The following is a 23,609-nucleotide window of genomic DNA, read 5'->3' as shown; positions in this document are numbered from 1 at the left end:
ATCCACAAACAACTGAAAAACAAGGATTATGCAGTTTGAGATGTTAAAGGAAAAATCGGCGATCATCAAGGTAATTGGTGTTGGCGGTGGTGGCGGCAACGCTGTTAACCACATGTACAGGCAAGGTATCAAGGGTGTCGACTTCATTATATGTAACACCGATGCGCAGGCATTGGAGCTTAGCCCCATCCCCAATAAGGTACAATTGGGCGCAAGCTTAACCGAAGGTATGGGCGCGGGCTCAATACCCGAAGTAGGCAAAAACTCGGCAATCGAGAATATCGACGACATTAAACAGATGCTCGGCTCTAATACCAAAATGCTGTTTATTACAGCAGGTATGGGCGGTGGTACCGGTACGGGCGCAAGCCCTATTATTGCCAAAGCCGCGCGCGAACTGGATATTTTAACAGTAGGCATCATCACCACGCCGTTCTCATTCGAAGGCAAACGCCGCCGTATGCAGGCCGAAGAGGGTATGGAAGAACTGAAGAAATATGTGGATTCGTTCCTGGTGATCTCTAACGACAGGCTGCGCCAGATCTTTGGTAACTTAACCATGAGTTCGGCATTTGGCCAGGCCGATGATATTTTAACAACTGCCGCGAAAGGCATTGCCGAGATCATCACGCTGCCGGGTTATATCAACGTGGATTTTAAGGATGTGCGTACCGTTATGAAAGACAGTGGCGTATCCATAATGGGGAGCTGTACTGCCGATGGCGAGAACCGCGCATTAAAAGCGGTTGAAGGTGCTTTGGCGTCTCCGTTGTTAAAGGATAACGAAATTGAAGGCGCACGCTACATCCTGTTAAATATTACTTCGGGCGAAAACGAAGTGACCATGGATGAAGTGACCATAATTACCGATTACATACAGGAAGAAGCCGGTTTGGCTGCCGACCTGATATGGGGTAATTGTAAGGATGATAACTTGGGCGAAGCTTTATCGGTTACCATTATTGCAACCGGTTTCCAAACCAAGGACGAGCGCGAAAAAGAGCATAGCAACAAAAAGGTAGTGAGCATGTTAATGCCCGAGCCTGCGCCAATGGTGAAGCCGGTAAACGAGTTTATCAATGCTGTAAAACCTGATGCTGAAATGGCAGGCCAGCCTTTCATGAAAATGAAGGACGCACCTAAGCAAACCGGCTTGTTCGATCTGTTTGCGAAAGCAGAAGAGCAGGATAAAGCCGAGCAGCGCGAAGTTGTACGTTTTAACCTAACCGAAGAAGAGCCGGAAGAAATTGCCGATGAGCCACAGGATGATTCGGGCTTTACCTTTAAAATAACCGAAACGGTGATGGATTTTACCCCGCCGCCTGTTATGGAAGAAAGGAAACCAGAGCCAGAGCCTGAACCTATTGTAAACGCCGACGAAAACAAAACTGACGAATCGATAGAGGAGCAGCTGCGTAAATCGCGCGAGCGCATCATGCGCTTAAAGGACCTGAGCATGAAACTGCGTAACGGCAACATCCAGGAGATGGAGAACGTACCCGCTTACAAACGTAAGGAAGTAGCGCTGCAGCAAACCCCGCAGTCTGACGAAAGCCAGATCTCACGATTCTCTTTAATGACCGATAGCGACGGCAAAACAGAAATAAAGAACAACAATTCTTTCCTGCACGATAACGTAGATTAGTCTTTGGTTCATGGATCATAGTTCATAATAAGGAAAGAGGCTCGATATTCGGGCCTTTTTCCTTTTCCAGCCTTTCCCAATAATCCACCATAATTCTTCGCTATGAACAATGAACCATCATCCATGAACCCCTTCGTTATAAACTATCATAAAAAGTAATAACGTTTGATAGGGGGCGTTTTATGGGTATATTTGCAATAAAATATAATTACCATTAAAGGATTTGCAATTTGGATCTGTTTGATAAAATAAATAAAAACATGGGCGGCCCTATAGGGCAGCATCAGAAATGGTCGCACGGGTATTTTTCGTTTCCGCGCCTGGAGGGGGAGATACATCCGCACATGATGTTCAATGGCAAAGAGCACTTGGTTTGGAGCCTTAATAATTACCTTGGTTTGGCCAACCATCCCGAAGTTCGCCAGGCCGATGCGCAAGCCGCTGCTGATTACGGCATGGCCTACCCAATGGGTGCCCGTATGATGAGCGGTAACACCAAACACCACGAAGAGCTGGAAAATAACCTTGCTGAGTTTGTGGGCAAGGATGCAGCTTTTTTACTGAACTATGGCTACCAGGGCATGGTATCGATAATAGATGCATTGGTAGACCGTAACGACGTTGTTGTTTACGATGCCGAATCTCACGCCTGTATTGTAGACGGCGTTCGCCTGCACATGGGCAAGCGTTTTGTATACCAGCATAACGATATAGAAAGCTGCGAAAAACAGCTGGAACGCGCCACAAAGCTTACCGAGCAAACCGGTGGCGGTATCCTGCTGATCACCGAAGGGGTTTTCGGCATGTCGGGTGCGCAGGGTAAACTTAAAGAGATTATTGCGCTTAAAGAAAAATATAACTTCCGTTTGCTAATTGATGACGCGCATGGTTTTGGTACCATGGGCCCAACCGGTGCCGGCACGCACGAGGAGCAGGATTGTATTGAAGGTGTGGATGTATACTTTGGCACCTTCGCCAAATCAATGGCAGGCATTGGCGCTTTTGTAGCGTCTGATAACGAGATCATCAATTACCTGCGCTATAACATGCGCTCGCAAACCTTTGCAAAGGCATTGCCTATGCCAATGGTGCTGGGCCTAAAAAAGCGTTTTGAATTGCTGAAATCAAACCCCGAACTGCGCGAGCAGCTGTGGGTAATAGCCCGGGCCCTGCAAAGTGGGTTGGTAGAACATGGCTTCGATATCGGTATCACCGATACCATGGTGACCCCGGTTTTCCTGAAAGGCGAACTGAACGAAGCCACCAGCCTTACCATGGACCTGCGCGAGAACTATAGCATTTTTTGCTCTATCGTAGTTTACCCGGTTATACCTAAAGGTTTGATAGAATTGCGTTTGATCCCTACCGCCGTGCATACCCTGGCCGATGTGGAGCGTACGCTGGATGCATTCAGCGAAGTTGCGGAGAAATTGAAAGCTGGTTATTACAAAGAGAATAAAATGGCTATAGCGTAAGCATAACGCCCTATTTAGCCCTGTATATTTAAGAGGCCCCGTAGTTCTGCGGGGCCTCTTGTTTTATATAATTTAGATGGGATTCGCCAGCGCGCTTAGAAGAATATGGTGTTGGGTAATTTAATTATTTTTTGGTTAATTGCAGGCCGGATTTTTTAACTAATAACCAAGGGCCGGCTTTTTTTTGATGTGATCTTTATCTTATTTTGCAATCGTTGCGCGATAAAATTGTGGAAAAAAACCACTTTTAAGGCGCTATTTTTATACTTTAAAAGTTTTTATTTAAAAAAAATCCTTTTAGATTAGCTTTAATTAAAACAATAAACCTCAAAATTTAAAAGAAGTTCACAATGAAAAAATTTACTGAAGTAAAAGAGCTGGTTGCATCCCTCGAAGCTGATGCCGACAAATTTTATAACAAGGGTAACAGCGCGGCAGGCACTCGTGTTCGTAAAGGTATGCAGGACCTTAAGAACTTAGCCCAGGCTATTCGTTTGGAGGTTCAGGAAGCTAAAAACAAAGAGTAATCTCCCCCGGGATAAAATTGTTTACTTCATTAAAAAACCCGGTGTAATTACGCCGGGTTTTTTGTTTAACAAAGTTGGTGGCGCTATATTGACACCAACGCGGAATTTTCAAACTACTGATTATGAGCGGTGTGCAAATGTTAACGGTGTTCACCTGCAGGTCGTGAACAGTAAAAGGATGGTTTGGGGGACTTCGTCATTTTACGTGGTGGCTAAAAAAATGACCTTTTTATCCAATCAACTCCATTTGTTCTCTAATCTTATCAACAGTCGCGTCGCTCACCGGCACCAGCGGCAGGCGCAAAGTATCGCCGCAAACGCCAAGCGTTTTCAGGGCCGATTTTACACCGGCCGGGCTGCCTTCGCTAAACATAAGCCTGGTAAATTCAATTAAACCATAGTGGCCGGCTTGCGCGGCTTTAAAATCGCCTTGCAGGCATAGTCTTACTGTATCCGATACTTGTTTTGGTAGCGCATTGCCGGTAACCGATATTACACCAACAGCACCCATGGCTATCATAGGCAGGGTAATAGGATCATCCCCCGAGATCAGCAGGAAATTCGCAGGCTTATCGCGCATCAGTTGATTCATCAGGTCGAAATTGCCCGACGCTTCTTTGATGCCTATAATGTTCGCGAAATCCTTTGCAAGCCTAACAGTGGTTTCAGCGCTTACGCTGCTACCCGTGCGGCTGGGTACGTTATATAAAATAACCGGCAGGGGCGATGCCTCTGCTATGGCCTTATAATGCTGATAAATTCCCTCCTGGGTTGGTTTATTATAATGCGGACTGGCCGATAGTATGGCATCGTAACCGGTAGTATCAAATGCTTTAATTTCGGCAACAACCTCTAAAGTGTTATTACCTGCTATACCCGCAATTAGGGTCACGCGTTTATTTACGGTTTTGGCGGTAAAGGCAAAAACCTGCTTCTTCTCGTCCTTATTCAGAGTAGCGCTTTCGCCGGTTGTACCTAACGATACTAAATATTCAACACCACCCCCAATAAGGTGGTCGATAAGCCTTTCGAGTGCAGGATAATCTACCTGCCCGTCGGCCTGAAAAGGAGTTACCATTGCCACCCCTGTCCCGTAAAATCTGTTCATAGCTTTAATAAAAGGATGCTAAGATAGTAAATGTGCGGATATGGAGAGGGGGAAGATGTACAAATGTGCAGATTTCAGATGGGGACGCGACGTGTAGCTACGATAGGATGTGCAGATGTGCAAATTTCAGATGTGCAGATGAATACCAAAGAAAAAGCTTGTCTAAGCCTGCTTATAATACTCTGCCTTTGTTAACCGGTACTCGTAATGTAGCAACTTTGTACCATAATGGTCAAAATTTACCTCGCCTACTTTGCTTGCCCCAATTTTTTCAGTAGCCTTTTGCGACCGGATATTGGTGGTCGCGATATGAAATAGCACGTTGTCCACTGCCTTAAAAACATATTCTATCAGCAAGCTTTTCATCGACCGGTTGTAAGCTCCGCCCCAGTATTTGCGGGCCAGGAAGGTATACCCGATTGCCACGCTCGACTCATCAGGGTTCATAGCGTATAGCCGGGTACAACCAATAAGCTCACCGCTTGCTTTATCTATCACTAAAAACGAAGTGTTTGAAGCTACGGCATCATCAAAATAAAGCTGGAAAACTTCTCTTTTGTACCTGTCTTTGGCCGGGTGCAGTTCCCATATCAGCGGATCCGCGGCTACTTCAAATAACCTGTCAAAATCAGCAGCCTGCAACGGCTGTAGTTCAACCAGCTCGTTCTCTAATTTTGCAGGCCTAAGTTCAAAAACTTCCATAGGGCAATTATGTATCGTTAAATTATTCCATGCAGGGCTCCACCTTTAACCCCCATCGCATCCACCAGTTTCTCTACTGCCGGGTCGCGTTCCAAAACAGGTGCGTGGTGTGGCTTTATGCGGGCATCTATCATCAGCGGGCCGTGGCAGCCCCAGTGTTTATGCTCGGTAAAGCTGTTGATGCCATAAATATCGTGCGATGGGTTGCTGCGGGTGAAGGTCACCCATACAAAATTGTTGATGTTTTGGGCGGTGAATGCGGCATCGTCGCACAGTACCATAAGCGGGAGGCCGCTCAGGTCGGTTTCGCCGAGATGTTCTTGTAACATTTCCAGCATTAAAGGCATATCGCTGGTACGGATGTTTTTGGGTACCTCTACCGCTAATATACCCGGCATCACCATTTTATGATTTACAAACGGGCGTGGCAAACTAAAGGATGATGGCATTTCGCCCCAAAGCTCACGCTTAATATCACCGGCAACGGTAATAGCCACTTTGCTGCCGCTGTTGAGGCCTTCGCCGCTGTAGTCCAGCGTATCTATAGAGGTTTTGGTTTGGAAGTGCAGGTCGCGGGTAAGGTCGATGCGTTGGAGGATATGCTTCAGGAAACTGCCTATGTCGTTTACGTTCAAGTTCGGGTCGTCCTCTTTAGCGGCAATAAACAGGTATTTGGCCAGGCTTAGCTGTCCTTTGCCCAAAATATGGTTGGCAATAGTGATGATCTCCTGCGGATGGCGCTCTTTTACATAAGGCGTGTAGCGCTCGCTGCCTATAGCAAATAAAAGGGGGTGAACACCGGCAGCATCAACGGCGTTTACGGCGTGCAAGCCCGGGATCTCCTTGGGGATGGCGCTGCCGGTTATCTCGTGGATAAGGGCACCAAAGCTGGTATCTTCCTGCGGCGGCCGGCCCACTACCGTAAACGACCATACCGCATCCTTACGGTGATAAACGTTATGCACTTTTAACAGCGGAAAGGGGTGTGCCAAACTATAATACCCCAGGTGATCGCCAAAAGGCCCTTCGGGTTTATTGTCCATGGGCATCACGGTGCCGGTTATCACAAAATCGGCATCGGCAGAAATACAGAACCCCTCCGCGTCATAAAAATAATGGAAACGACGGTTACCCAAAGCTCCCGCGAAGGTCATCTCTGATAAGCCCTCGGGTAATGGCATCACCGCGGCAACCGGGTGCGATGGCGGGCCACCTACAAATATGCTCACTTTTAAAGGCTGCCCTTTTGCGTTGGCCTTGGTTTGGTGTACGCCTATGCCGCGGTGCAGCTGGTAATGTAATCCTATTTCTTTGTTCTGTATATAATCGTTCCCGCCAAGCTGAATGCGGTACATGCCCAGGTTGGCGTTCATGATGCCGGGCAGGTCCATATCCTCGGTGTATACCTGTGGCATGGTTACAAATGGGCCGCCATCTTTTGGCCAGTTTACAATTTGTGGCAACTCGCCAATAGTTGTTTTGCCGAAGCTGATAGGCGCGCCCTTCCCAACCTTCAGGGGCAGGGCAGATAGCGCAGTAAGTGCCGTATTGGCGTATTTAAAAGGGTGTTTGATGGCCTTTATGGGATCGTTTTTAATATCCACCAGGGTTTTGATCTTATTCAGGGTATCCCTAAAAATAAACCGCGACCTGTCCAGCGTGCCGAACAGGTTTGATACCGCCGGGAATTTACTGCCCCTTACATTCTCGAACAGGATGGCCGGCCCTTCATTTTCAAAAACACGCAGATGAATAGCCGCCATTTGCAGGTAGGGTTCAACCTCTTCTTTTATACGGATAAGGTGATTGTTCTTTTCCAGATCGGTGATGCAGTCCTGTAAACTTTTGTATGCCATGGGCGGTAGCGCTGGTGTTTAGCGCCCAAAGATATTACACATTACCCATTTAAGCCCTATATTTAGCTTATGAAACCATTGGTAGTTTTATTAGTTGTGTTCGGGCTTACCTGCCTGGTGCAGTATTTTTCTTTTGGCGCTATTAATTATCCCTTTTGCGGATTGCTGGCCATGGCGGTAATGTTGGTGTTTACCTCCATAGCACACTTTAAATTTGTAAAAGGCATGGCCATGATGCTGCCCGCGGGTGTTCCCTTTAAAATCGGCGTGGTTTACCTCACCGGCGTTTTGGAACTTGCCGCCGCTACGGGATTAATGATCGCCCAAACACAGCACCTTACCGCCATATTGCTCATCGTATTTTTTGTATTGCTGTTACCGGCAAACATTTATGCAGCCGCGAATAAGATAGATCTGGAGAAAGCCACAAACACCGGCAACGGCCTCAACTACCTGTGGTTTAGAGTGCCGCTGCAATTGTTTTTTATTGGATGGGTGTGTTTTTTCGGTTTGATGGTTTAAACTCAAGTCTGTTAAGTTTCCTTGTGTTTCCCCTGATCCATCGACCTGTGCAACACAAGCTTGATATAAAAATATTTTTTTAAACTGTTAGCATCTGCCGGTTTTTAACAAATTGATTGTAAAAGAGTTGGTTAGGTAATTTAAGATGGTTGATGCATAAAAAGTTCAGTAAACAGGTAGGTTTACTTCTTTTATTCAATGTAAAAACTTATATTACTTTTACAGTGTAAACCATTATTTGGCCTATGTCGGTAATCTTATTTACACTGATCATACTTATTGGCGCCTACGTTGCAGGCCTTTTGGGGTCGCTTACGGGCCTTGGCGGCGGGGTGGTAATTATTCCCTTACTCACCCTTTTGCTGGGTGTTGATATTCATTATGCTATTGGTGCTTCGCTGGTTTCGGTTATTGCTACGTCGAGCGGTTCGGCGGCGGCCTATGTAAAAGAGGGTATTACCAACATCCGCCTCGGCATGTTTTTAGAGATAGCTACTACGCTCGGAGCGCTGGCGGGTGCCATGCTGGCTATTTATATTCCTACGCACTATATCGCTATACTTTTTGGGGTGATCCTTATCTTTTCGGCTATTATGTCGCTACGCAAAAAAGCCGAAAAAATAGTATTGGAACCCAGTTACCTGGCCGAGAAACTAAAGCTTAAAGGCAGCTACCCGGATGGCGACGGGCACATGGTACAATACGGCGTTACCCGTGTAGGCGGCGGCTTTTTTATGATGCTGTTTGCCGGTGTGATCTCTGGTTTGCTGGGCATAGGTTCGGGGGCGCTGAAGGTGATAGCCATGGATACCATCATGAAAATCCCTTTCAAGGTATCAACCACTACCAGTAATTTTATGATAGGCGTTACCGCCGCTGCCAGCGCGGTTGTTTACCTGCAGCGTGGTTACATCGAACCGGGCATCTCTATGCCCGTGGTTATCGGGGTACTGCTGGGTGCACTAACCGGCTCCAAAATATTGGTACATACCAAGTCTTCGGGCTGGCTGCGCTGGGTTTTTGCCATTGTGGTAACCTTTTTAGCCGGGCAAATGATCTACAACGGTTTTACAGGGAAAATATAATATACTCAATATCAACGTTTTACAAGGTGTCCAATTTGTAAAATATGGACACATTGGACACCCCTGAACGCACCTGGACACCATTGAACACCCCGCCGCGGGTCATTTGCGACATGTGCACTATAAACTTTCCAACCTTTTAACTTCTCCCAACTTCTCCAATCGTTCCAACTTCTCCCAACTTTTTTAACTATTATTGTTTTGATGAAACGCATATTCGGCAACCTTACCTTCCAGGTTTTATTCGCTATTTTCTTGGGCGTAGTGGTGGGTTTTTATTTCAAGGGCTTCGCGCCAACGGCGCAGGTGATCAGCAAAACTTTTATCAGTTTAATTACCATGCTTATCGCGCCCATCATTTTTTTCACCATTGTGCTGGGTATCGCCGGCATGAGCGATATGAAAAAAGTGGGCAGGGTAGGCGGCAAGGCACTGTTATACTTCGAACTGGTCACCACCCTGGCGCTGGTAATAGGCGTTACGGTTGCTAACCTGGTAAAACCAGGCGCAAATTTTGTTAACACCCATGCCCCGGTTGATGCTACCAAACTGGCAGGTTACGAAAAGGCGGCCTCAGAAATGAAATGGGGCGATTTTATTACCCATATTATCCCCTCAAGCGCTTTCGATGCTTTTGCCAAGGGCGATATACTGCAGGTGCTTTTCTTTGCCATCCTCTTCGGCTTCGGACTCAGCAAGATGGGGGAGGCCGGGAAATCGGTTATCGTTACGTTTGAGAAACTATCCAAAGTGCTGTTCAATATCATGAAGATAGTGATGCGGGTGGCGCCGCTGGGCGCTTTCGGCGGGATGGCTTATACCATCAGCACTTATGGCATTAAAACGCTGCAACCTTTGGGCTTGTTGATGGCCTCGGTGTACCTTACTATGGTGCTGTTTATTTTTGTGGTGCTCAACTTCATTGCCTACCTGTACAAGTTTAGTCTATGGGCTTACCTCAAACATATAAAAGAGGAGATCCTCATTGTATTGGGGACATCATCGTCCGAATCGGCACTGCCCGGGATGATGGAAAAGATGGAGAAATTCGGCTGCTCCAAGTCGGTAGTGGGGTTGGTTATCCCGGCAGGTTATTCCTTTAATTTGGATGGCACCACCATCTATCTCAGCATGTCGGTTATATTTTTGGCACAGGTATTTAAGATCGACCTGTCGCTTGCCCAGCAGCTCACCATCATCGGCATCCTCATGATTACCTCCAAGGGCGCGGCAGGCGTAACCGGCAGCGGCTTTATTGTGCTGGCATCAACCCTAACTGCTATAAAACTGATACCGGTAGAAGGGCTGGCCATACTTTTCGGGGTGGATAGATTCATGTCCGAAGCGCGGGCCATCACCAATGTGATAGGAAATGGCGTGGCTACTATTGTAATGGCGAAGAGTGAGAAGGAGTTTAGCCCCCCAGCCCCCTGAAGGGGGAGTTTTTGAATTGCAAGGTGGCGGTACGGTGATAACACCGACCGCAGGTTGAAAGTATAACAATTCCGGACCGTAATTTTTAGTGTAATGTTAGAAACAATATTATTTGGGAATAAAGACTATTTTGGAATAGAACTTAGTTTTACTAAAACAAAAAAGAAATATAAATTAAGATTTTGGTTGAAAAATAGGACTTATGGTTCTTTTACCAAATCAGGAGAACTAATGGAATCTGTTAGAGAATACAAAAAGTTTGTAAATAATAAAGAAGATTATTATTTACCCATATTTGATACTTTTTCTCCTGCTGAAATCGATTATTATTTAGTTGGGTTTTTTTTTACAGATGATAAGGAAAAAATAGCACCCGAGGAGATTGATAAACGTCAAGAATTCTTTTTGTTTTTTGGTGATCAATTTACCAATCAAACCGGGAATTTGTTACTGCTTTATAAATATCCGAATGTGATTTTTATAATAAAACGCCCGATGGATGGTCCTGTTGATAGCTATGAGATTCTCTTTGAAACTTTTTGCAAAGTTTTTAATGAATACATCGATTATACGTTTCGTGAAGATTTTATTTAGCCGTTTCCAATGGTTCACCCCGACTGGCGCAAGTATGCAGCGCAGGGCGCGCGCGGCGGCGTACTCAGTCCTATCAGGCTACCTTGCATGTGGGGTACCGAAATAAATCGGTATGACGGAATCTTTAATCGTCCCTTAAGGCGGCATCCTCATCGCCGTTTGGCAGGGTGCTACGGTTAGCGCACCTCAACAGAAGTACAAAACCACTACTCCAACGATTCCCCCGCTTTCAGCATCTGCGGCAGCACATCCTTCTTTCTTCCACTTAACCTAAAATTTGCTAAATTACCTTTGATGTACCGTATCAGATCATAATCACTCAGTTTATCCAGCGCGGCGGCAGTTGGCCGGTAACTGTTCATGAAGTTTTCCAGCGAATCGCCCTGTAGTTTGGTGATGCCGGCAACTAGAGTTTTAGTAAAACGGGCGCTTACGTGGCTCTCCCGTTCATCGCGCAGTAAAACCTGCTGCAATTTATAATCGCGACTGTGTTTTTTGTTGATGGCCCTGAACAGGTTGCCCACATCAACAGTGATACCTGCGAAAGGCGTAGATACCGATGGCATCCGCACGATCTCGTTGAACCGTGGCCCCCTGAAATTGAACTGCTTAGCATACTCCTGCCGCAGGCTTACCGAATCTTTATAGTAGTTCTTCTTCGCCCTGATTGTTACTTCGCCAAGCTGGGTGTAGTGTGCTTCCAGCTCGATGGTGCGGGTGAAATTACCCCAATTAGCGGCAGCCAATTTAAAAGATTTATAACCCATGGTATTTATGCGTACGGTATCAAAAGCTTTATATATCTTTAGCGTAAATGCGCCGTTAGCATCAGTGAAAGCTGTGCCCGAACTGGATGCGATAAAGATGTATCTCATAGGCAATTGGGTGTCCTTATCTATTAGTTTACCTGTAACTATCTGTGCATTGGCACGTACAAGTAAAAACAATAATATAATAAGGGCCAGATACTTCATTAGCGTATAAAATTAAGCGCTTAATGCAAACGGCAACATTGTTTAACATTCTTTAACAGAGAAAAAAAGTTTCATAGCATAAACAATTTATTTAACTGATGGTTATTTAGTTACCAGTTAGGTATCCCTAAGTATACCAGCCTACAAATATGAATACAACATCTAACCATGAAAGCGGCTTTCGTCCCCAGCTATCCCGCATTATTTATGTAGTGATATGTTTGGGCGTGCTTATTCTTTTTATTTTCCCGTTGCTTATTTTGTTGCTGTTTAACCTGCACATCAAGCCATTTACCTTTACTGTACGCAAGCAGGCAGTAACAAACGATAGGCGCTTAGCTTATTTTAAGCTGGCCGATCCCTTACAATAGTTTGTCGTGTTATATCGCCCGGAGCATGGTTAATTATTAGGTAGCCCTGCCTGTCGCTGCCTTTTTTACAGGTGGTGGTTAGCTTTGTTCTTAAGGCATATCTTTTTATACTCACCAAAACATTTACTGAGTTTATATAATGATGGATGCTGCCTGGGGGCTAAGTGCGCCTAAAGGATGATTCGTTACGTGCTTTGAAAAAAAAGGGAGTAGCAACCTTTCATACGGATGTAAAAAATATGCGGGGCTTAAAATTTAATTTGACTTTAATGGCAATAAACTTAGCTTTGCCATACAAAATCAAAAAAGCCGATGAGCGTTCTCGTAAATAAAGATTCTAAAGTAATAGTGCAGGGTTTTACCGGTAAAGAAGGTACTTACCATGCGGAACAGATGATTGAGTATGGTACCCAATTGGTAGGTGGTGTTACACCCGGCAAAGGTGGCCAAACCCATTTAGACAGGCCTGTTTTTAACACCGTGAAAGACGCGGTTGTTGCAACCGGTGCCGATGTATCTATCATTTTTGTACCGCCGGCCTTTGGTGCCGATGCTATTATGGAAGCTGCCGAAGCGGGAATTAAGGTTATTGTTTGTATTACCGAAGGTATCCCTACAAAGGATATGATAGAGGTGAAAGAATACTTGTCAGACAAAGATGCACGCCTTATCGGGCCGAACTGCCCGGGCGTTATTACTGCTGATGAAAGCAAAATTGGCATTATGCCGGGCTTTATCTTCAAAAAAGGTAATGTTGGTGTGGTTTCAAAATCGGGTACGCTTACTTACGAGGCGGTTGATCAGGTGGTTAAAGCCGGTTTAGGCATAACTACTGCTATCGGTATCGGTGGCGACCCTATTATTGGTACTCCAACCAAAGAAGCCGTTGAATTATTAATGAATGACCCTGATACCCACGGTATTATTATGATAGGCGAGATTGGCGGCGGCATGGAAGCTGAAGCTGCCCGCTGGATAAAAGAAAACGGTACCAAACCGGTTGTTGGCTTTATTGCCGGCCAAACAGCGCCTCCGGGCCGCCGTATGGGCCACGCAGGTGCAATTGTTGGCGGTGCCGATGATACTGCAGCTGCAAAAATGGCTATCATGCGCGAGTGCGGTATCCGCGTAGTAGAATCTCCTGCCGAAATCGGCGCTGCCATGGCAGAGGAGTTGGCGAAGATAGCGTAAGTCCTCTAATCTCCGTTGATTAACGGAAGAATAGGAATAAATATTAAAAAGCCCTGGTTTAGCGACCGGGGCTTTTTTTGGGATGGACCATTGCTTTCCGCCGCGTCATTGCGAGGCACGAAGCAATCTCTACGCATGAAGGGTCGCTTTGCATGACCGAATGTCCTTTCGGGAGATTGCTTCGTTCCTCGCAATGAGGTGTTTATTTATTCTGTCAATTCCGTAAATTCGTTTAATTCGAGTGCAGACAGTATTCTGAAAATTCTTAAATTCGGTAAATTCTGATTCAGACTTATGCGCAAATCCCTCTGCCTCCTTTTATTCATTCCAACATTAGCTATCGCCCAATACAAACCGGCCGCTTTTACCGATGCCGACAGGTTAAAAAAAATAGAAGCTACCTACCCGGTTATAGATCAGTTGTATAAAGACTACGCCGAAAAGAATCATTGGCCCGGTACGGCTTACGGCATTGTGGTAGATGGCAAACTGGTACATACCGGCGGAATAGGGTATACCGACATCGCCAAAAAAATACCTGTTGATGCTACATCTGAGTTCCGTATTGCCAGCATGACCAAGAGCCTCACCGCCATGGCCATATTAAAGCTGCGCGACGAGGGTAAACTAAAGCTGGATGATCCCGCGTATTTGTACATCCCCGAGATGAAGGGAACCAAATACTTGACTAAAGATGCCACCCCCATTACCGTACGCAACCTGCTTACCCACACCGCCGGCTACCCGGAGGATAATCCCTGGGGCGACAGGCAACTGGCTGTAAGCGATGCGCAGTTGATAGCTATCTATAAAAAAGGCGTACAGTTTTCCATCAACCCGGGTACAGGCTACGAATACAGCAACCTGGGCTTTGCTACGCTGGGCTACATCATTAAAAAAGCAAGTGGTAAAACCTATGAGCAATACATTACCGATAATATTTTAAAGCCACTGGGTATGTTGCATACCTATTGGGAATATACCAAAGTGCCAAAAGATAAACTGGCCCACGGCTACCGCTGGCTGGACGGGCAATGGGTGGAACAACCTTTATTACACGATGGGGCGTATGGCGCTATGGGCGGGCTGATCACCAGCATTGAGGATTTTAGTAAGTACATGGCCCTGCACCTGGATGCGTGGCCGGCACGTAACGATACAGAAACCGGCCCGGTTAAACGGAGCTCGGTGCGCGAGATGCAGTACCCATGGGATGTGAATTATTTAACCGCCAACGCCAAAACCCCAACCGGCAGGCCTTGCCCCAATGTAACTGCGTACGCCTATGGCCTTCGCTGGATGAAGGATTGCGATAACCGCATTTACGTGGGCCATACAGGCGGCTTGCCCGGCTTCGGCAGCCAGTGGAACATAATGCCAGATTATAGCGTAGGCATCGTCTCCTTCGGTAATGTAACCTATGCACGTGCGGCACCAATCAACAACGCCGCGTTGGATACCCTGCTGATGCTCTCGGGAATAAAACCGCGTACACTACCGCCATCAGCCACCCTCAATAAGCGCAAAGCCGACCTGCTAAAAGTTATCGCAAATTGGAACACTGCCAAAGCCAGCGGCATCTTTGCCGATAATTTCTTTTTAGATTACTTCCCCGATAAACTAAAAGTAGCTGCCGAAGAGGCTTTCGCCAAGGCCGGTAAAACCGTTAGCATTGGCGAGATAGTCGCCGAGAATCAATTGCGCGGCTATTTTATTATTAAGGGAGAGAAAGCCAATATCAGGGTTAGCTTTACCCTTACGCCCGAGAACCCGCCGCTGATACAGGAGTATCATTTGGATGTGGTGCAGTAACACCAGTGCCTCAATGACGGATTTGTTAATGTGTTAGGGCTCCGCCTCACGCTACCCCATTTACCGCCAAACTCATCACGGTATTATTACTCAGGTTTATTTTGATGTTGAAAAAGCAGGGGCCGCCATCCAGCACCAACACAACGCCTTTGCGCCAATGCCGTTTTTCGTAGGCGGTGCAAAAGCAGTTTACCCAAACCTCCTTTTCGCCTTTTAAGTTGGTTACTGCAATTATCTGTTTATAATACTTGCCCGGGTTGCTGATGCGGCTTTTTGATTGTTTATTATGCTCTGTGGTTGTTACAGAGATGATCTTCTCTATCATCTGAATTTCTTTGGCGCTGATGGTCGCCGGCTCAAAATTCTTACTGAAAATAAAACCGTCGCGGCCTTTATTAAATGGCAATACGGCGTAGCGGGAAGTATCTATAGCCGGTGTATCTGTTTTGGGTTGTTGGGTTAAGGCAACGGCTTTTGGCTGCGTAAACGAAAAGAATGAAGCCAGCAGGACAATGAAATTCATGGTGTTGAGGTGTATTTGTTGAACGTGTTAACAGCGCTTTTGTTGCAGCGTAAGCAAGCCCTTATTCTACCGTCAAACCAGTGTAAACATCAGCTTTCAAAACATTTAGAGCAGGCGAATTGTCGTATATTTATGTAGAAAGCAAGGGGAGAAAGATAAAAGCGGAAATGTTATTTATTCACTCAATCGCTAAATCACTCATTTAAAATTATCAATGGAATACAACAAGCTAACACCCGAAGAAGAATACGTAATACTACATAAAGGAACCGAGCGCCCCTTTACCGGGAGCTTATTAAATAACAACGCGCAGGGCCTGTACGTTTGCAAGCGCTGCGACGCGCCCCTGTACACCTCCGAATCAAAATTCGAATCGCATTGCGGCTGGCCAAGCTTTGACGATGAGATTGCCGGAGCCGTACGCTGGGAAACCGATGCTGATGGCCGCCGTACCGAGATCCTTTGCGCCAATTGTGGCGCCCACCTGGGTCACGTTTTCCAGGGGGAGTATTTAACACCCAAAAACACCAGGCACTGCGTAAATTCCCTGTCGATGAAATTCGTTTCGGCCGATGATGTAAAATAATTTTGCACGTATTGAGAAAGTTGAGAAAAAACAATAATTCCCGTCTCAAAAAAAGTCGGGAATTATTGTTTTCCACAATTTGTGATGTGGATGCAAAGGGGCAAAATACCGTATTTCTACCTGGTTCATAAAGGCCTCAATTCGGCTTGGTTGGCACTTTTTTTTGCCGCGTAATTGTCTGTTTAAGGTAAACTAAAAGTGAAGTTAAAGTTATGTCAGCGTTATCAATTTTTGTGCTAAATGGGTTTCGGTATCTTCACTAATGCATTGGTGGTTAGCAGGTTGGAATTAGTGCTGTATTTGCAACTTTATCAAAAATTATTTTTCATTGTTTATAACTCATAGGGGATGTTAAAAACTTAGATTAACTTCCAATAGCATGATGCCCTATCTTTGGATTATAAGTTCTTTCAACGCTGTCCGTTTACCAGCCTCTACCGCTGGTAAAACAGGAATAAAACCATGTTAAATTCATGGGTTATGTGTATTAAAAAAAAAGTTTAATAGCAGATATTAAGGGTGTTTGGAACGAGTAATTAAGGGCAGCTTTTTGTCTGTCATTTTAAAACTCGTGTGGCATATCTGTCTGCAAACCTCTCGTACACCAAATAGCTATAAAAGCGAAAAAAGGGACTAAAAAAATAGAAATTAAAAACATACAAATACGAGATGCCAGAGGAAACCGAATTATTGCTGAGAGAGAACAAGGACCGCTTTGTTATCCTCCCCATCAAGTATCCCGCTATTTGGGAAATGTATAAAAAAGCAGAAGCAAGTTTCTGGACCGCCGAGGAAATTGATCTATCTGACGACCTGAAGCATTGGGAGAATTTAAACCCGGGAGAGAAGCACTTTATATCACATATCCTGGCTTTTTTTGCCGCGAGCGATGGTATTGTAAATGAGAACCTGGCCATCAATTTCATGAGCGAGGTACAACTGCCCGAGGCGCGTTGTTTCTACGGTTTCCAAATCATGATGGAGAACATCCACTCGGAAACCTATGCTTTATTAATTGACACGTATATAAAAGACCCGGCCGAAAAAGACCGTTTGTTCCACGCAATAGATACCATCCCTTGTGTAACCAAAAAAGCGGAATGGGCTCTGCGCTGGATAAACAACGGCAGCTTTGCCGAGCGTTTGATAGCATTTGCTGCTGTTGAGGGCATCTTCTTCTCCGGTAGCTTCTGTTCTATCTTCTGGCTGAAAAAACGCGGCCTGATGCCTGGACTGACCTTCAGTAATGAACTGATTTCCCGTGACGAAGGTTCACACTGTGAGTTTGCCTGCTTGCTTTATAAAATGCTGGATGTTAAACTTTCTACCGAAGATGCAACCCGTATCATCACCGATGCAGTAGAGATAGAGAAAGAATTTGTGAGCGATGCGCTGCCGGTAAGTTTAATTGGTATGAACGCCAAAATGATGAGCCAGTACATCGAGTTTGTTGCCGATAGGTGGCTGGATGAATTGGGTTATCCCAAAGTTTATGGCGTATCGTGCCCGTTTGATTTTATGGAGATGATAAGCCTGCAGGGTAAAACTAATTTCTTTGAAAAACGTGTAGGCGATTACCAGAAAAGCGGCGTGCTAAACGGCACACCGGAGAACAAATCATTCTCTTTAGACGAGGACTTTTAGAAATAGTATCAAGTAGTTAGTAGCAAGTATCAAGAGACAGCGCGTTTGCTAACTACTCATTAACAACACGACCCTTAATTAAATTATATATTACACTGTTGGTTTAAGTACTCCCTTACTTGACACTAACTATTTAAATACTAACCAATATGTTTGTACTAAAACGAGACGGCAGAAAAGAATCAGTGAAATTCGACAAGATCACAGCGCGAATTGAAAAACTGTGTTACGGGTTTAACCTGGTGGACCCTATTGACGTGGCCAAGAAAGTAATTGAGGGTTTGTTTGATGGTGTTACCACCTCCGAGCTAGATAACCTTGCAGCAGAAACGGCGGCATCGTTAACCACCAAACATCCCGATTATGCTCTGCTGGCGTCGCGTATTGCGGTAAGTAACCTGCACAAGAATACCACCAAGTCGTTCTCGGAAACCATGAAACGTATGTACGAGTACGTTGATAAAAAAACCGGCAAAAACGCCGCCTTATTGGCTGATGATGTGCATGAGATCATCCAGAAAAACGCCGAGATATTGGATAGCAGTATCATTTACGACCGCGATTTCGGTTTCGATTACTTCGGTTTTAAAACCCTGGAAAAATCGTACCTATTGAAGATAGACGGCAAGATAGCCGAGCGCCCGCAGCATTTATTTATGCGTGTATCCGTTGGTATCCACAAAGAAGATATCGATAGCGCTATCAAAACCTATAACCTGATGAGCGAGCGTTGGTTTACACACGCTACGCCAACCCTGTTTAACTCGGGTACACCAAAACCACAAATGTCGTCTTGCTTCCTGTTAACCATGAAGGATGACAGCATCGAAGGGATCTACGATACATTAAAGCAAACTGCAAAAATTTCGCAGAGTGCAGGCGGTATCGGCTTAAGCATCCACAACGTACGTGCTACTGGCTCATACATCAGCGGTACAAACGGCACCAGCAACGGAATCATCCCAATGCTAAAGGTATTTAACGATACCGCCCGTTATGTAGACCAGGGTGGTGGCAAGCGTAAAGGCGCTTTCGCTATTTACTTAGAGCCATGGCATGCAGATATCTTTGAATTTTTGGATCTGCGCAAGAACCACGGTAAAGAAGAAATGCGCGCCCGCGATTTGTTCTACGCCCTGTGGGTAAGCGACTTGTTTATGAAACGCGTTGAAGCAAACGAGGACTGGAGCCTTTTCTGCCCGCACGAAGCACCGGGATTAGCCGATTGCCACAGCGAAGCGTTTGAAGAACTATACACCCGTTACGAGCGCGAAGGCCGTGCCCGCAAAACCATTAAAGCACAGGAACTTTGGTTCGCTGTGTTAGATAGCCAGGTAGAAACCGGTACCCCGTACCTGTTATACAAGGATGCCGCCAACGCGAAATCTAACCAGCAAAACCTGGGTACTATAAAAAGCTCCAACCTTTGTACCGAAATTATCGAGTACACTTCTGATAAAGAAGTTGCGGTTTGTAACCTGGCATCGTTGGCCTTGCCACGTTATGTGATCAATGGCGAATTCGACCATAACAAATTGTACGAGGTTACTTACCAGGCTACTTTAAACCTGAATAAGATCATCGATAACAACTATTACCCGGTAGAAGAAGCACGTTACAGCAACCTGCGCCATCGCCCAATTGGATTAGGTGTACAGGGTTTGGCAGATGCCTTTATCCTATTACGTTTACCATTCGAAAGCGAAGCTGCAAAACAGCTGAACAAAGAGATCTTTGAAACCATTTACTTCGCAGCCATGACGGCTTCTAAGGACCTGGCTATAAAAGACGGACATTACGAAACCTTTAAAGGTTCGCCACTATCTCAGGGTAAATTCCAGTTCGACCTGTGGAACGAAAAACCGGCAAGCAACCGTTGGGATTGGGAAAACCTGCGTTTAGATGTAATGAACCATGGTGTGCGTAACTCACTGTTAGTAGCGCCAATGCCAACTGCATCAACCTCGCAGATATTGGGTAATAACGAGTGCTTTGAGCCATACACCTCAAACATTTACACCCGCCGTGTATTAAGCGGTGAGTTTGTTATTGTAAACAAACACCTGCTGCGCGACCTGGTTGACCGTAAACTGTGGACCCCTAACATGAAAGACAGGATCATCACCGCAAACGGTTCTATCCAGGACATCGCAGAGATCCCCGCTGATATCAAAGAAATTTACAAAACCGTTTGGGAAATTAAGATGCGTAACATTATTGATATGGCTGCCGATAGGGGCGCTTATATCTGCCAGTCGCAGTCGCTTAACCTGTTCATCAACTCGCCAAATGCAAGCAAACTTACTTCAATGCACTTCTACGCATGGAAGAAAGGCCTTAAAACGGGTATGTACTACCTGCGTACACAGGCAGCATCGCAAGCGGTTAAATTTACCGTGGAAAACCAGGGCGGCAAAAACATGGACGCTGTTATACCCGAAGTTGTTGCAGACAACAGCACCGAGGATGTACCAGCCGGCCCATCATGCTCGATGGAAGAAGGTTGCGTAACTTGCTCAGCATAATTCTTTAGATAAAAGACGAAGGACGGGAAGACGAAAGAAACCCCGATCTAAAATAGTAAAGGCCGGGGAACTGAAAAGTTTCCCGGCCTTTTTTGCGTAAATATAAACAGCGTAACGAATAATGCCGTGCAATACCTAATATATGTAGCTTTGTATAATGAGTTGGGCGGAAAATATAAACACTATTAAAGAGATCTTCCCGGGTCACTATCAGATTATCTTAGATTTTGCCACGATCAATTTTGTGCAATATGTGCTCAGCATCGATTATAAATACGTTTGGATAAACAATCACCACCCTAACGATAGTCTTAATTGGCAAGATTACCAAGTGCCGCTGTTTAATAACAAAGATAATTATACGGTGGCTGTGAGGAACTTATCGTACGATATGATTCTGCCTACAGCGGAATTTAAAAGCTTGTTGCCAAAGTTTTCTGGCAGTATTCAATTGGTGCAATTAAATATCGCTCCGCAGTATTATCTCAACGATAGGATTAAAGGCAAAACACGTTACGACTTACTGAAAAACGAGTGTGATTATCTTTTCGAACTTGATATTCCGGGTGCTACAGATTATGGAACCTTAATTAGTAGTAATAAAGCATGGCTGGAAGCTCTTTTATCTCAGGAAAATATTAATTGGAATGATTTACCATAACGGTTCTTCAGCCCGAAAAGGCCTCTTTAAGCCTAAGGTTGGTGGTATCAACAATCTTGCTCAAGGCAGTAGCCGATAACGGTGCTGTGATAAAAAACTCCAACTCAATTTGAAATATTTTCCCGCAAAATCAAAAGAATTGCGTTAATTAGGGGGAAACATATAACCTCACCTTATAAATGGCCCCCTATCACAATCTGCGCTTTAAATTATGCGTTTACATCCTTTCTTTCGTTTTAACCCTATTTGTTTATTCGGCAGCCAACGCCCAGCGTAACCGCGGTATGAACGCCGATGGCGACGTACTTAGCGGTAGTAATAGCAGCAGCGGCGGTTTTGTTAACCAGGATGGCTGGATGATAGGCTTCAATGGTGGTTATGAGTCTCCGCTTGGCGAAGTGAAACAAAGTTATCAAGGTTCGCCAACCTTTGGCGTTAACCTTTTCCGCAGGATGGGCAACCTGCTTTATTCGGGTACGGTTGATTACCGCAGCTATAAACCCTTAGCGAATGCTCAGCAGATCAGCTACGACGATGTTGATTATTACACGGCCTCCTATAGTAAACTAAAGGGTATTGGTTTGTACCTGGGTATTGCGTACGAATTACCCATTAGCACGGATATGAACGTATATGGCGGTGTAAATGGCGGCGTTGTAATGGTTAGCTATAAGATCACCATCGACGATACCAATTTTTCGAGCACTGAGGAAGTTTCCAACGCGCAAAGTACCTACATAGCACCAAAGGTTGGCCTTAATTTTATGCTGAGCCGTAGTTTGGGCATGGCACTGGAAGGGCGTTACAGCCTGGGCACCGTGGGTGCGAACTATAACTCCAGAACAGGCGGTAGCGTTAGTAAAGGGTTTAACTCTATCGCAGGTAACCTTTTTTTAACATACCAATTCTAAGCGGGCGAGAAATTGTCCTGTGATAATAAAGGCCGGGAAGCTGTACAGTTTCCCGGCCTTTTACGTTTTGATGATAAATAGAAAGCGAATGTTTCCGACCTTCGAAATAAACAATTTTTCCGAATTTTCGGTCTACCCCACATTCGGACTTAAGCATGATCTCCACCAAACACGAAATATTACATTGCGACCGCTGCCAGAGCCGGTTTGAGTGCAAGGCTAACTCTTACACCAAATGCCAGTGTAGTACGGTGCAGCTCAGTATTAACGAGGTGCAGTACGTAAGCGAACTTTACGATGGCTGCCTCTGTGCCAATTGTTTGCTGGAATTGCAGAAGGAATACCAGGAAGCTTTATAAAATATATGCCTGAATTTCACCTAACCGAAAACTGCCCTTTTGATGATGCCTATGCCGTAACAATAGCCGATAATGGACGGGTAGCCTACGCTTACCTGATTTTTTACGGCGATATAGTATCTGATGTGTGGCTATACAACCGCGTGCCAACACCGGCAGGGTCATTTTTAAATACCGATGAAATGCCGCCCCTAAACCCGGCGGATTACATTAAAAAGGATGTTACGGTAACCCCAGTTGCAGATGCAAGCCAGGTACGATTGGAGTGGGATGAATCTGCCGATGGCGAAATTGAGGTTGCTGTTTTATTACACGATAAGTTTATAGCAGAGCTGATACCCGGCGCAAAACCCGGCTATTCTGTTTTGGTAGCTAAGGATGGGCCGCTGGCGCTGGTTTATTAGAAGCCTTTGCATATTAAAAAACAATAATAAAATCGTAACGTTGTTTTCTACGTAAGTACATTTACATTCACCAAAAAAAACACACCATGGGATTAGGAGCACCGGAGATCATTTTAATATTAGTTGCTATTTTATTATTATTTGGAGGTAAAAAAATACCCGAAATGATGCGCGGCCTTGGCAAAGGCATGAAAGAATTTAAAGAAGCGCAAAGCGCCGCTACTGCCGAACCAATACCGGCACCAGTAACGGTTGCATCTCAAAAAGAAAATAACGCTTAGTTTATTCAGCAAGGCCCCCCAAACAGGGGCCTTTGCTTTTTAATCCCTCACATATACTTCCCCTTTGTACGGAGTAATGGTAGAGTGGAAGCTGTAATGGGCCACATGCAGCAGGTAATAGGTCATGATATCGCACCAGCAGATCTCATCATGAAACATGGGCACTTTAGGGAATGTACCCTCCTGTTTACTTTCGTCTTTGTTGTATTTGTACTCGCCCTCGTGTTTTACTATCCATTCTTTAAACAGGTCCATTTCTGAGGGTTCGGAGAAAACTATCTTAAAGAAAGTTTCCTCGGTAACCTCTTTCAGGTCGTCATTCATGTAATGGTGGTACTTATGGCGATGGCGGATGATCTTGGCGGTTATCATATTGCGGGCTAATGTGTTATAGCGTAACACAAAAGAAGGGGATAGCG

24 protein-coding genes are annotated in these 23,609 nt (G+C 45.3%); 18 read left to right on the top strand and 6 right to left on the bottom strand.

Annotation, left to right across the window (positions count from 1 at the left end; all coding sequences use genetic code 11):
- Positions 1–28 precede the first annotated feature (28 nt).
- From ftsZ to ABIX36_RS14920, 3 genes are all read left to right on the top strand, one after another.
- On the top strand, positions 29–1,645 hold the full coding sequence (gene ftsZ / locus ABIX36_RS14930) for a cell division protein FtsZ (protein ID WP_348082960.1): 1,617 nt from the start codon (positions 29–31) through the stop codon (positions 1,643–1,645).
- Between the two features lie 230 nt (positions 1,646–1,875).
- The gene (locus ABIX36_RS14925) at positions 1,876–3,120 is read left to right on the top strand and encodes a pyridoxal phosphate-dependent aminotransferase family protein (protein WP_348082959.1); all 1,245 of its coding nucleotides are present in this window, start codon (positions 1,876–1,878) and stop codon (positions 3,118–3,120) included.
- A 350-nt stretch (positions 3,121–3,470) separates the two neighbouring features.
- On the top strand, positions 3,471–3,647 hold the full coding sequence (locus ABIX36_RS14920) for a histone H1 (RefSeq protein WP_128531787.1): 177 nt from the start codon (positions 3,471–3,473) through the stop codon (positions 3,645–3,647).
- Positions 3,648–3,876: 229 nt separating this feature from the next.
- On the opposite strand, the gene dapA is transcribed toward ABIX36_RS14920, so the two are convergent.
- From dapA to ABIX36_RS14905, 3 genes are all read right to left on the bottom strand, one after another.
- Positions 3,877–4,755 carry a 4-hydroxy-tetrahydrodipicolinate synthase gene (gene dapA / locus ABIX36_RS14915; protein ID WP_348082958.1) on the bottom strand — a complete coding sequence of 293 codons (879 nt, stop codon included), beginning with the start codon at positions 4,753–4,755 and terminating at the stop codon, positions 3,877–3,879.
- A gap of 162 nt (positions 4,756–4,917) precedes the next feature.
- Positions 4,918–5,457, bottom strand: a complete 540-nt coding sequence (locus ABIX36_RS14910; RefSeq protein ID WP_348082957.1) for a GNAT family N-acetyltransferase — start codon at positions 5,455–5,457, stop codon at positions 4,918–4,920.
- Between the two features lie 17 nt (positions 5,458–5,474).
- On the bottom strand, positions 5,475–7,313 hold the full coding sequence (locus ABIX36_RS14905) for a UbiD family decarboxylase (RefSeq protein ID WP_348082956.1): 1,839 nt from the start codon (positions 7,311–7,313) through the stop codon (positions 5,475–5,477).
- Between the two features lie 69 nt (positions 7,314–7,382).
- Between ABIX36_RS14905 and ABIX36_RS14900 the strand changes: the two genes are divergently transcribed.
- The 4 genes from ABIX36_RS14900 to ABIX36_RS14885 all read left to right on the top strand — a co-directional run bounded on the left by ABIX36_RS14900 (position 7,383) and on the right by ABIX36_RS14885 (position 10,948).
- Positions 7,383–7,835, top strand: a complete 453-nt coding sequence (locus ABIX36_RS14900; protein WP_348082955.1) for a hypothetical protein — start codon at positions 7,383–7,385, stop codon at positions 7,833–7,835.
- Between the two features lie 245 nt (positions 7,836–8,080).
- Positions 8,081–8,920, top strand: a complete 840-nt coding sequence (locus tag ABIX36_RS14895) for a sulfite exporter TauE/SafE family protein (protein WP_348082954.1) — start codon at positions 8,081–8,083, stop codon at positions 8,918–8,920.
- Between the two features lie 204 nt (positions 8,921–9,124).
- Positions 9,125–10,354: a C4-dicarboxylate transporter DctA gene (gene dctA, locus ABIX36_RS14890; RefSeq protein ID WP_348082953.1), complete on the top strand. Its 1,230-nt coding sequence runs from the start codon at positions 9,125–9,127 to the stop codon at positions 10,352–10,354.
- Positions 10,355–10,447: 93 nt separating this feature from the next.
- Positions 10,448–10,948: a hypothetical protein gene (locus ABIX36_RS14885; protein ID WP_348082952.1), complete on the top strand. Its 501-nt coding sequence runs from the start codon at positions 10,448–10,450 to the stop codon at positions 10,946–10,948.
- Positions 10,949–11,154: 206 nt separating this feature from the next.
- Here the strand turns inward: ABIX36_RS14885 and ABIX36_RS14880 are convergent, their stop codons facing one another.
- Entirely contained in the window at positions 11,155–11,922 is a 768-nt protein-coding gene (locus tag ABIX36_RS14880) for a hypothetical protein (RefSeq protein WP_348082951.1), read from the bottom strand.
- A 149-nt stretch (positions 11,923–12,071) separates the two neighbouring features.
- On the opposite strand from ABIX36_RS14880, the gene ABIX36_RS14875 reads away from it, so the two are divergent.
- The 3 genes from ABIX36_RS14875 (at position 12,072) to ABIX36_RS14865 (ending at position 15,296) form a co-directional block, all read left to right on the top strand.
- Positions 12,072–12,293, top strand: a complete 222-nt coding sequence (locus ABIX36_RS14875) for a hypothetical protein (protein WP_348082950.1) — start codon at positions 12,072–12,074, stop codon at positions 12,291–12,293.
- Between the two features lie 312 nt (positions 12,294–12,605).
- The gene (gene sucD, locus ABIX36_RS14870) at positions 12,606–13,484 is read left to right on the top strand and encodes a succinate--CoA ligase subunit alpha (RefSeq protein ID WP_348082949.1); all 879 of its coding nucleotides are present in this window, start codon (positions 12,606–12,608) and stop codon (positions 13,482–13,484) included.
- 294 nt (positions 13,485–13,778) lie between these two features.
- The gene (locus tag ABIX36_RS14865; protein ID WP_348082948.1) at positions 13,779–15,296 is read left to right on the top strand and encodes a serine hydrolase domain-containing protein; all 1,518 of its coding nucleotides are present in this window, start codon (positions 13,779–13,781) and stop codon (positions 15,294–15,296) included.
- A 46-nt stretch (positions 15,297–15,342) separates the two neighbouring features.
- Here the strand turns inward: ABIX36_RS14865 and ABIX36_RS14860 are convergent, their stop codons facing one another.
- Positions 15,343–15,819: a hypothetical protein gene (locus ABIX36_RS14860; protein ID WP_348082947.1), complete on the bottom strand. Its 477-nt coding sequence runs from the start codon at positions 15,817–15,819 to the stop codon at positions 15,343–15,345.
- A gap of 214 nt (positions 15,820–16,033) precedes the next feature.
- Between ABIX36_RS14860 and ABIX36_RS14855 the strand changes: the two genes are divergently transcribed.
- The 8 genes from ABIX36_RS14855 to tatA all read left to right on the top strand — a co-directional run bounded on the left by ABIX36_RS14855 (position 16,034) and on the right by tatA (position 23,190).
- A complete protein-coding gene (locus tag ABIX36_RS14855; RefSeq protein WP_348082946.1) occupies positions 16,034–16,405 on the top strand; it encodes a methionine-R-sulfoxide reductase in 372 nt (123 codons plus the stop codon).
- Between the two features lie 669 nt (positions 16,406–17,074).
- Positions 17,075–18,049 (top strand): ribonucleoside-diphosphate reductase small subunit, encoded by a 975-nt coding sequence (locus tag ABIX36_RS14850; protein ID WP_128531775.1) that lies wholly within the window; start codon positions 17,075–17,077, stop codon positions 18,047–18,049.
- A 149-nt stretch (positions 18,050–18,198) separates the two neighbouring features.
- A complete protein-coding gene (locus tag ABIX36_RS14845) occupies positions 18,199–20,574 on the top strand; it encodes a ribonucleoside-diphosphate reductase subunit alpha (RefSeq protein ID WP_348082945.1) in 2,376 nt (791 codons plus the stop codon).
- Positions 20,575–20,731: 157 nt separating this feature from the next.
- The gene (locus ABIX36_RS14840; protein WP_348082944.1) at positions 20,732–21,235 is read left to right on the top strand and encodes a hypothetical protein; all 504 of its coding nucleotides are present in this window, start codon (positions 20,732–20,734) and stop codon (positions 21,233–21,235) included.
- Between the two features lie 179 nt (positions 21,236–21,414).
- Positions 21,415–22,146, top strand: coding sequence for a hypothetical protein (locus tag ABIX36_RS14835; RefSeq protein WP_348082943.1), 732 nt, complete (start codon positions 21,415–21,417; stop codon positions 22,144–22,146).
- A gap of 155 nt (positions 22,147–22,301) precedes the next feature.
- Positions 22,302–22,505 (top strand): cysteine-rich CWC family protein, encoded by a 204-nt coding sequence (locus ABIX36_RS14830; RefSeq protein ID WP_348082942.1) that lies wholly within the window; start codon positions 22,302–22,304, stop codon positions 22,503–22,505.
- 5 nt (positions 22,506–22,510) lie between these two features.
- The gene (locus ABIX36_RS14825) at positions 22,511–22,909 is read left to right on the top strand and encodes a hypothetical protein (protein ID WP_348082941.1); all 399 of its coding nucleotides are present in this window, start codon (positions 22,511–22,513) and stop codon (positions 22,907–22,909) included.
- Between the two features lie 86 nt (positions 22,910–22,995).
- Positions 22,996–23,190, top strand: coding sequence for a twin-arginine translocase TatA/TatE family subunit (gene tatA / locus ABIX36_RS14820; protein ID WP_348082940.1), 195 nt, complete (start codon positions 22,996–22,998; stop codon positions 23,188–23,190).
- Positions 23,191–23,229: 39 nt separating this feature from the next.
- On the opposite strand, the gene ABIX36_RS14815 is transcribed toward tatA, so the two are convergent.
- Positions 23,230–23,562, bottom strand: coding sequence for a hypothetical protein (locus ABIX36_RS14815; RefSeq protein ID WP_348082939.1), 333 nt, complete (start codon positions 23,560–23,562; stop codon positions 23,230–23,232).
- Positions 23,563–23,609 lie beyond the last annotated feature (47 nt).

This window comes from Mucilaginibacter sp., assembly GCF_039925265.1.
In the GTDB taxonomy this organism is placed as follows: Bacteria; Bacteroidota; Bacteroidia; order Sphingobacteriales; family Sphingobacteriaceae; genus Mucilaginibacter.
This window is presented reverse-complemented; position numbering and strand designations above follow the sequence as displayed.